Origin of the sequence: Microbacterium sp. (assembly GCF_047971895.1) — a bacterium.
In the GTDB taxonomy this organism is placed as follows: domain Bacteria; phylum Actinomycetota; class Actinomycetes; order Actinomycetales; family Microbacteriaceae; genus Microbacterium.
In genome coordinates this window covers 1-6,353 of record NZ_JBKEAF010000033.1, presented here as the reverse complement: position 1 = coordinate 6,353, position 6,353 = coordinate 1, and the positions used below count along the sequence as shown (strand labels likewise).

Genomic DNA, 6,353 nt, shown 5'->3' with positions numbered 1-6,353 from the left:
CTCGCGGGCGGCGGTGCCGATCCTGGTCGCGGACGAGGTGATGATGGACGCCGGTGTGCCCGACTTCCTCCCCGAGGAGGACGTGTCGGAGCGACTGGACGAGTTCAAGCGCTTTCTCGACGACATCGAGCCCGAGGACTTCGCGGGCCCCGACGACTGAACGGAGCACGAGCATGGCACGCATTCTCATCGTCGGAGGGCACGGCAAGGTCGCCCTCCTGCTGGCCCCGCAGTTGGTCGCCCGTGGCGACACGGTGACCTCTGTCATCCGCAATCCCGCCCACGAGGCAGAGGTCGCCGCGACGGGCGCCGCGCCTCTGGTCGCCGACGTGGAGCAGCTCGACACCGACCAGCTGACGAGCATCGTTGCAGGCAACGACGTCGTCGTCTGGTCGGCCGGTGCCGGCGGCGGCGACCCGCAGCGCACGTACGCGGTCGACCGCGACGCGGCGATCCGGTCGATGGATGCAGCCGCGGTCGCGCAGGTGCGCCGGTACGTCATGGTCTCTTACTTCGGCGCGAGGGCCGATCACGGGGTGCCGCCGGAGAGCTCGTTCTTCGCCTACGCCGAGGCCAAGGCCGCCGCCGATGCGCACCTGCGTGCCAGCGGGCTCGACTGGACGATCGTCGCGCCGAGTACGCTGACGCTCGATGCGCCGACGGGGCGCATCGACGTGCGCGCGGCGGAGTCCGCTGCGGTGCCGCGGGCGGACGTCGCATCCGTCATCGCTGCCGTGCTCGCCGACGACACGACCGTGCACCGCACGATCCGGTTCAATGCCGGTGAGGTGGCGATCGCGACGGCGATCGCCGACTGACGGGGTGACCCGCGCCGATCGATCACATGTGCCGTATGCGAAATGCGGCCGACGGACGCACACGATCGATCTGGCGCTTGCAGCTGATCTTCGTGTTCGTCACCGTTGCCATCGCGCAGGCGTTCACGTTGTTCGCCCCCGTGCAGCGCACGAGACCGTGCGGCACCATCCGCTACGCGCCGTGGAGTACCGCGAGCGGCGCAGAGCCCATGCTGGTCGGCGAGATAACGACCGTGCGTGGATCTTCGGGCTGGACGGCACGTGGCGCGCACTGCGTGCGTCGACCCGGCCGATCGGATGGAGCACCACGACCCTCCCCGACGCGACAGCCGCGAGCTACGCCCGAGAGGTCGACGCGCTCACCAAGGCGATCACCGCCCACCGCCGCGCCGAGGCCACCGTCACCGGCGGCGGCCGCACCAGCAGCAACAACGGCAAGGCCGCCGTCTGCGGCTGCGGGCGCAAGATACGAGCGAGCATCGCCGTCATCGACGCCGGCCCCATCCTCTGCGGCCTCTGCGGCAGCGAGTTCGAGCCCGAAGAAGAATAGGAGAAAATGACTAGTCCCCCTTGCGTTGTGCAGCAAGGGGGACTAGCATAGAATCATGACGAAGCGACAGAAGTACCGGGACGTGGCACGGTTCCTGCGGTCGGAGGACTGGGAGATTGCCCGCACACGCGGCAGTCACGAAATCTGGAAGTCCGCAGACGGCACCATGACGCTATCGGTCGTCCAGCACAGCGGAGAAGTCTCCGCGGGCATCGTGAAGCAGCTACAGGACGTGTTCCCCAACACGCCGAAGAACTGGAACTGAGAGGAAGCCACTATGAACGCCAAGACCCACACAGACGTTCGCGCTCTCGCCTACCTCGACGAAGACGGTTGGTGGACGATCAAGCTCCCCGACCTCACCAGCCCCGGCCCGAACGGCAAGACGATCACCGCGACCGGCAGCGCCACCACCTGGAGCAAGGTGCAGCGCTCCGCGGAACAGCTCGCGGCCGCCTGGCTCGACGTCGACGACAACGCCGTCTCCGTCACAGTCGACGTCGTGATCCCCGAGGACGTCGCCCAGCTCTGGAAGGACAGCAGCGCCGCCGAGGAAGCCGCGCGCGAACAGCAGGCCCGCGCTGCAGTCCTGCGCCGCGACGCCGTGCGCACCCTCCGCGACCAGGGCTACCCCGCCGACGCCGTGGCCGCCGCACTCGGCGTCAGCCGCCAGCGCATCGGCCAGCTCGAAAAAGCTCCCATGTCGGACACCCGCGAGAAGATCGCATCATGAGCGCCAACGAAGAGGGCCGGTAGGTTGCGATCGAGTCCGCCGGCGGTGTGCTGCTCACCGTCGGCGAACTCTGTGCCGCCGCCGCCACACAGCAGACGTATGCCGAGGGCAGTGACCGATGGGAACGTGTTGTCGCACACAAACGAGACGCACCCACGCGCGCCTGCGTCGAATCGACCGTGAGCGGCGTTCCGGTGGTCGATTCGACGCAGGCGAATCTTCAGCCGTGCGACGCTGTCACACGGTGAGGGGACGCTGCGCCGCGGTCTCGCCGGCGGCGAGGCGCTTCCCGGGGAGGTCGAGGAAGGTCAGGGCGACACCGGCGGCTGCCCACGTCGCGAGCACCAGCCACGAGAAGCTGGAATCGGCGTCGGGGAAGTACGACAGGTTGCGCAGCAGCGTCGCCGCCGCCCCCGGGGGCAGAAACTGACCGAACGCGCCCCACGGCGCGACGATGAACTCGACCGGGGTCGTGGCAGCCGACAGCGGATTGGCGACGAGCAGGATGAACGCGGCGCCGAGTCCAGCGCCCGCCGGTCCGATGAGGGCAGCGAGGCCCGTGATGGTGCTCGAGATCGCGGCGATCGCGAGGGCGATGGCTGAGGCGTTGAGCCAGTAGCTGCCCTGCAGCGCGCCGTAGAGTCCCTGAAGGATACCGGCGAGCACGATGCCCACGACGGGTGCATAGATCGCCAGTGCGACCACACGACGGACGCCGCCGGGCTTGACGAGCAGGGTGACCGCGATGCCGCCGATCATGCCGCCGAGGACCATCGGGAACATCGCGGCGGCGAGACCTGTGCCTCGGGGGTCGCTGTCGGCGAGCGGGACGATGTCGGTGACCTCGACGGTGACGGTCGGGATGCTGATCGGCTCGGCGGCTCCCTCGGGGATCTGCGGGGTCTGGCCGGCAATGACCGCCTGAATCACGGCCTGGATCTGGGTGGCGACACGTTCCTGCGTCGCGGCGAGGTTCTCTTCGATCGTGGCGTGGATCTGCGCGTCGATCTGCTGCTGCTGCGCGGTGGCGATGCCCTGCAGCATCTGCGCCACCGCCGCGCTGGCGGCCGAGGCTGTCAGGACCTCGGGTGCTTCGCCCTGCGCGACGGGCAGCACGATCGCGCCGTAGACCTCGCGCTGCTCGATCGCTTCGACAGCGGCATCCCGGTCGTCGTACTCAGTGAGGGCGATCGCGCCCTCGGACTGCTCGTCGATGGCGTCTGAGATCTGGTCGATCTGCTCCGGGGCGCCCACGATGCCGATGGGGAGATGCTGGGCGTCGGCGGTGACGGCGGGCCACGAGAACGCGAGCAGCACCGTGCCGACGACGAGTGAGGTGGCGATGGCGAGGATCGGGAGCCGCCACCAGGGGGTGACGTCGGTGTCGATCGGGGTGCTCATGGCGAGAACAGCTTCCTATATAAAACGAAGATTCGTTTTATATTGTGGACTTTCGGACTATTGTTGTCAACCGAGGGGGCGAGGGATGCCGAAGATCAGCGATGCGCGACGCGAGCAGCGCCGCGCCCAGATCATCGACGCTGCCCTGAGCTGCTTCACCCGCACCAGCTACCAGCGCACGACGATGGCTGACATCATCGCCGAGTCGGGCCTCTCGGCAGGCGCCATCTACGGCTACTACGCCAGCAAGCAGGAACTGCTGCTGGCGGTCGCCGAGACGATCCTCGGGGAGCGCAGGGCAGAACTCGTCGCGGCGACCGGTGAGGGCGATCTGTCCCCCGCCGGCATCGTCGCCACCATCGCGCGCGGAGTCCGTGTCACCGCACCGTTCCAGGTCCTGATCCAGGTGTGGGGCGAGGCGACCGTCGACCCGTCACTGCGCGAACTCGTCCACACCGTGCTCGGGCACCTGCGGTCGACGATCGGAGCCGCACTGGAGAACTGGGCGACGAGGCATCCCGAAGCGGTCGCACTGCCGCCGCAAGACTGGGCGCGGCGCGCGACCCCCGTCGTCATGGCGCTGCTTCCCGGCTTCATCGTTCAGTCGGCGCTCGTCGACGATTTCAATGCCGAGGCGTTCCTCACCGACATCGGGCTCGTGCTCCCCTGACCGCGGACCAGGCCCTCTTCGGGCACGGATGACATGAGGCGCGGCCGGCGCCTGTTCGTCAGCGGTGCAGGCGGGATCAGCCTTGCGTCCGCGTCCCACACGCGCGTGTCTTCCTCTGACCCGTGCTCGCCGGGCGATAAGGATGAGATGGCCTATCGGGTCGGTGACCAGCCGAGCGCGGGGGCGACGTGGGTCGCGAAGGATTCCACCACGCGCAGGTTGAACTCCACGCCCAACTGCGACGGGATCGTCAGCATCAGCGTGTCGGCCGCCTGCACCGCTGCGTCCCCCTTCAACTGCTCGACGAGCACATCCGGCTCGGCGGCGTAGGTCTTGCCGAAGGTGGAGCGGAAGCCGTCGATGTAGCCGACGCCGCCGCTCTCTTGCCTGCCGCCGAAGTACAGATGGTCCTCGGCGGTGACGAGTGGGAACACCGATCGCGAGACCGACGTACGCGGCTCGTCGGCGTGCCCGGCCTCGCGCCAGGCGGCGCGGAACGCGTCGAGCTGCTCGGCCTGCAGCAGGTCGAAGGGGATACCGCGGTCCTCGGTGAGCAGCGTCGACGACATGAGATTCACGCCGACGCGCCCGGCCCACTCGGCGGTGTCACGGCTGCCCGCACCCCACCAGATGCGCGAGCGCAGACCGGGGGAGTGCGGCTCGATGCGCTGCATCCCCCCGCTCCCCGAGCCTGTCGAGGGGCCGCCGCCGAAGGGGCTCGAGGCATCCCGTTCCGCCAGACCCTCGCCCTCGATCGCCCGCAGGAACAGGTCGAAGTGCTTCCGGGCGATGTCGGCACCGCGCGGGTCGTCCGAGCCGGTGTAGCCGAAGGCCTCGTAGCCGCGCACGACGGTCTCGGGCGACCCGCGACTCACGCCCAGCGCGATGCGGCCGTCGCTGATCAGGTCGACGGCTGCCGCCTCCTCCGCGAGGTACAGCGGGTTCTCGTAGCGCATGTCGATGACGCCGGTGCCCATCTCGATGCGCTCCGTGCGGGCCGCGATCGCGGCGAGCAGCGGCATCGGCGACGACTGCTGCCGGGCGAAGTGGTGCACGCGGAAGTAGACGCCGTTGACGCCGAGGTCGTCCATGCCCTGGGCGAGGTCGATCGCCTGGTGCATCGAGTCGGCCGCCGAGAGCGTGCGGCCCCCGCCGAGGGGGCCGTAGTGGCCGAACGAGAGGGTTCCGAAACGCTGCATGTCGAGTGCAACGGTACGCCCCAGGGGTCCATTCCAGCGAATGGATGCCTGAGGCCCGTGCCGAGCGATCATCTGCAGATCAGCGGCAGCGCAGGGGTTCACAGCCATGCCTGTTGCCATCACCGTCCGCAACGTGGCCGCTCGCTCACGGCCTTGCCTGCCCGCATCGGCACTGGACCGGTGTGGCGAAGGATACCCGCGACCCCGCTGTCGTCGATGGCGATCGCGCGATGTATCGGGTCGCCTCCGAGGCGCTCGCCGCGCTGGACGACGACGTCTGCGGCCGCGTGGCGTTCCTGAATCGATACGACAGCCTGCTGTTCGACCGGATGCCACGGTCGACCACGCGCAGGACTTCTGCGTGTCGACGCCGTGCACGAGTTCCTCCCGCTCGAACCGGAGGAGCATGAACATGATCCGTGGCGAGTTGTCCGATCTCGCTCAGTCGCTCGGTGTCGAGGTCAGCGGCCGAGGAGCCTGACGATCGGACTGCTGGTCACCGGGCCCGTCTGGTCGCCCACGACATAGCGGAACGACGCCGTGCCGAACAGATCCAACCCTCGTGGTGAGAGCATGGGCGTCGCCGTGCCGTCGGCTGCGACCACCACGGTCGTCACGATTCGATCTCCGATGCGCACCTGGATCGTCGCGCCGGGTGCGCCGATCAGGGTCACCTCGATGTCCACCAGCCCGTCGGTCTCGAACCAGTGGCCACGGCTCGCGGCGATCGTGGGCGCACCCTCGGGGAGTACCGCCGGCGGGTCGGTGGTGTCGTCGGGGTTGGTGGTGTCGTCGGGGTTGGTGGTGTCGTCTGGGTTGGTGGTGTCGTCGGGGTTGGTGCCGTCGCCGGGGTCGGTGGTCTCGCCGGGGTCTGTGCCGTCGCCCGGGCCCACGGCCGGGGGGACGACAGCCGGGGGCTTCTCGCCCGGTGTCGGCGGGGTAGTCGGCGTGACCTCCTCGCGCGGTGCGGGAGCGGGCGGCG

7 protein-coding genes and 1 pseudogene are annotated in these 6,353 nt (G+C 69.1%); 5 read left to right on the top strand and 3 right to left on the bottom strand.

Going from position 1 to position 6,353, the window contains the following annotated elements; all coding sequences use genetic code 11:
• The first annotated feature begins 173 nt into the window (after positions 1 to 173).
• From ACK5IN_RS03375 to ACK5IN_RS03360, 4 genes are all read left to right on the top strand, one after another.
• Positions 174 to 818: an NAD(P)H-binding protein gene (locus ACK5IN_RS03375; protein ID WP_416894810.1), complete on the top strand. Its 645-nt coding sequence runs from the start codon at positions 174 to 176 to the stop codon at positions 816 to 818.
• 181 nt (positions 819 to 999) lie between these two features.
• Positions 1,000 to 1,368: a hypothetical protein gene (locus tag ACK5IN_RS03370; RefSeq protein ID WP_416894809.1), complete on the top strand. Its 369-nt coding sequence runs from the start codon at positions 1,000 to 1,002 to the stop codon at positions 1,366 to 1,368.
• A 55-nt stretch (positions 1,369 to 1,423) separates the two neighbouring features.
• Complete coding sequence (locus ACK5IN_RS03365) at positions 1,424 to 1,633, top strand: type II toxin-antitoxin system HicA family toxin (RefSeq protein ID WP_416894808.1); 210 nt, start codon at positions 1,424 to 1,426, stop codon at positions 1,631 to 1,633.
• Between the two features lie 12 nt (positions 1,634 to 1,645).
• Positions 1,646 to 2,101: a hypothetical protein gene (locus tag ACK5IN_RS03360; RefSeq protein ID WP_416894807.1), complete on the top strand. Its 456-nt coding sequence runs from the start codon at positions 1,646 to 1,648 to the stop codon at positions 2,099 to 2,101.
• Between the two features lie 237 nt (positions 2,102 to 2,338).
• Here ACK5IN_RS03360 and ACK5IN_RS03355 read toward each other — a convergent pair whose 3' ends face one another.
• Positions 2,339 to 3,502: a hypothetical protein gene (locus ACK5IN_RS03355; protein WP_416894806.1), complete on the bottom strand. Its 1,164-nt coding sequence runs from the start codon at positions 3,500 to 3,502 to the stop codon at positions 2,339 to 2,341.
• Between the two features lie 85 nt (positions 3,503 to 3,587).
• Between ACK5IN_RS03355 and ACK5IN_RS03350 the strand changes: the two genes are divergently transcribed.
• The gene (locus tag ACK5IN_RS03350) at positions 3,588 to 4,172 is read left to right on the top strand and encodes a TetR/AcrR family transcriptional regulator (RefSeq protein ID WP_416894805.1); all 585 of its coding nucleotides are present in this window, start codon (positions 3,588 to 3,590) and stop codon (positions 4,170 to 4,172) included.
• A gap of 152 nt (positions 4,173 to 4,324) precedes the next feature.
• Here the strand turns inward: ACK5IN_RS03350 and ACK5IN_RS03345 are convergent, their stop codons facing one another.
• Positions 4,325 to 5,371 carry an LLM class flavin-dependent oxidoreductase gene (locus ACK5IN_RS03345; RefSeq protein ID WP_416894804.1) on the bottom strand — a complete coding sequence of 349 codons (1,047 nt, stop codon included), beginning with the start codon at positions 5,369 to 5,371 and terminating at the stop codon, positions 4,325 to 4,327.
• Positions 5,372 to 5,832: 461 nt separating this feature from the next.
• Positions 5,833 to 6,353: pseudogene (locus tag ACK5IN_RS03340) on the bottom strand (hypothetical protein); the annotation flags it as partial.